1 protein-coding gene is annotated in these 2377 nt (G+C 76.1%); it reads left to right on the top strand.

Annotated features, from left to right (window positions below; translation table 11 throughout):
* Positions 1-350: 350 nt before the first annotated feature.
* A complete protein-coding gene (locus AAHZ94_RS32735) occupies positions 351-2132 on the top strand; it encodes an FAD-dependent monooxygenase (protein ID WP_349997342.1) in 1782 nt (593 codons plus the stop codon).
* The last annotated feature ends 245 nt before the right edge of the window (positions 2133-2377 follow it).

The following is a 2377-nucleotide window of genomic DNA, read 5'->3' as shown; positions in this document are numbered from 1 at the left end:
AGCACGGAGCACGGAGCACGGAGCACGGAGCACGGAGCACGGAGCACGGAGCACGGAGCACGGAGCACGGAGCACGGCGGCAACGTGGTTGAGGGGGCGACGGTTACGGTCGCGACGCGGTCGATCCGTAGGACGGTTCCGCACACGGGTGCGGCCCGGTCGCCACGCTGGCGTATCCGGCCCTGTACTGGGCGTATATCCTCGGCCAGGTCATGGGCGTACATGCTTCCGCGTGCTCCCGGCCGTCACTTGACGATGGCAGCAGCAATGGGTTGCATACGTTCTGTGATCGCGTACCGGGCTCCTCTAGACAGTTCCCATACCTGCCGCAGGGATGAGGGAGCCGCGCCGTGGACCCGGTGATCATCGTGGGGGCGGGGCCCGTCGGACTCGCCCTGGCGCTCGCCCTCGCCCGGCGCGACGTACCCGTCATCCTGCTCGACGAGGGACCGGGGCGCCCCCGCATAGACGAACAGCGCCCCGCGCGCACCGCCGTGCTCCGACCGGACACGGCCCACATGTTGAGCCTCTTGGGCTGCGCCGTCGCCACCGACGACGGGGCGCGCTGGACCGGCTGGCGCACCGTGCGCCGGCGGCAGACGGTGCGTCAGGTGGCTTTCGACGGTCCACGGGCCGTACGGAACGGGGCCGGCAACGGCGCCACCGCCCCGCTGGCCGCCGGCAGCACCGACGTCGAGACACCCGGCGTCGCCTCACCGCTGCACCTGCCGCAACACGTACTCACCCGCTCGCTGCGCGCCGCGCTGGCCCCGTACGGCAGGCAGACCGGCAACGGCCTGGTCCACATAGCCACCGGCCACCGGCTGGACACCCTGGAGCAGGACGAGGGCGGCGTCAGCGTCCACACCCGGCTGGTGCCCGACACGGAGGGTGCGGACGAGACCGATGGGGCCGACGGGGCCGGCCCCGAGGCGCGCGACGACGGCGACGGGGCGCAAGGCAAGGGCGTCTGGTGGCGCGGCAGCTATCTGATCGGCTGCGACGGGCCGCGCTCCACGGTGCGCAAGCTGCTCCGGGTGCGCTTCCCCGGGCGGACCGCGGTGGAGCGGCACGCGGTGGCCGCGCTCCGGGCCGATCTGCCCTCCCCCGGCGAGGGCCTGTTGCACCGTTCGCCGCCGTGGCGCGGTGCCGACGCCGAGGTGACGGCACGTCCGCTGCCCGGCGGGGCCTGGCGGATCGACTGGCTGCTCCCCCCGAGCCACGATCTGGTGACCCCCGAGGCGCTGCTCAGCCGGGTCCGCGACACCCTGACCGGCTGGTGCGGCTCGCTGCCCCCGTACGAACTCCTGGACACCGGCGTCCATCTGGCCCACCATCGGCTCGCCCGGCGCTGGCGGGTCGGGCGGGCCTTCCTCGCCGGGGACGCCGCGCACCTGATCGGAGCGCTCGGTACGCAGGGGCTGGACGAAGGGCTACGCGACGTCGACAACCTCGCCTGGAAGCTGGCCCTGGCCTGGCACCACACCGCCGCCGACGGGCTGCTCGACAGCTACCAGACGGAGCGGCGCGGCGCCGTCGGCAGCCGGTTGCGGACGGCCGACCAACTGGTGTCGCAGGTGCGCGCCGCCGGCGGCTGGCCCGCGATGCGCCGCTCCGTCCTGCCGGGCACCGTACGCGGGCACGACGCCCTGCTCACCGACGGCCACGCGGGACTCGGCCAACTCGGTGCTCCACCGGCCTACCAGCTCAGCCCGCTGCTCCCCGACACGCCCCCGGACGGCACCCAGCCGGTGGGCACGGCGCCCGGCGCGCCGGTGATCGACGTGCCGGTCACGGCGCCCGACGGTTCGGCGACGCGGCTGCGGGACAGGCTCGGCGGCGCGCTCCTCGTCCTGCTGGTCGCCCCCGGCACCGGCGTGTGGGAGCGCCGGCACTGGGTGGGCGCCGGACTGATGCCGCGGCTGGCCACGGCGGTGGCCGCGCTGCCGGTACGGGCCGAGATCCTGGTGACCGAGAGCTATCCGGGTGCCCCCGCGCACACCGTGCTGCTGATCCGGCCCGACGGCCATCTGGTGGCTTCGCTGGCCGGGGTCCGTCCGGCCGAGTTGTACGCGTGCGCCGACGCCGCACGGGGCGGGCTACGCCAGGCGCCGGCGCCCAGCCCCACCTGACGACGCACGCCCCACCCGCCCCTGTGGGATGTCCCTGCCGGGGCGGGTGGGGGACCGCGTACGGCGACGGTGGCGCCGGGCCCCGTTGCGAACGCTACGGCGCGCCTCGCCCCGCAGGCGGTCCCCGACCCGGCACCGCCCGCGTACGCCCCCCTGCCCCCCGGCCCGGGCGGCCCGGCGTACGCGGTCGCCGGCCGCCCCGACGCCCCTGCCGCCCGGGGCGCTGCCCGCCGGGCCCCGGGGCG

The organism is Streptomyces sp. HSW2009 (genome assembly GCF_040240285.1).
GTDB lineage: Bacteria > Actinomycetota > Actinomycetes > Streptomycetales > Streptomycetaceae > Streptomyces.
The sequence above is the reverse complement of the archived record's forward strand: the minus strand, read 5'-3'. Positions and strand labels throughout refer to the sequence as shown.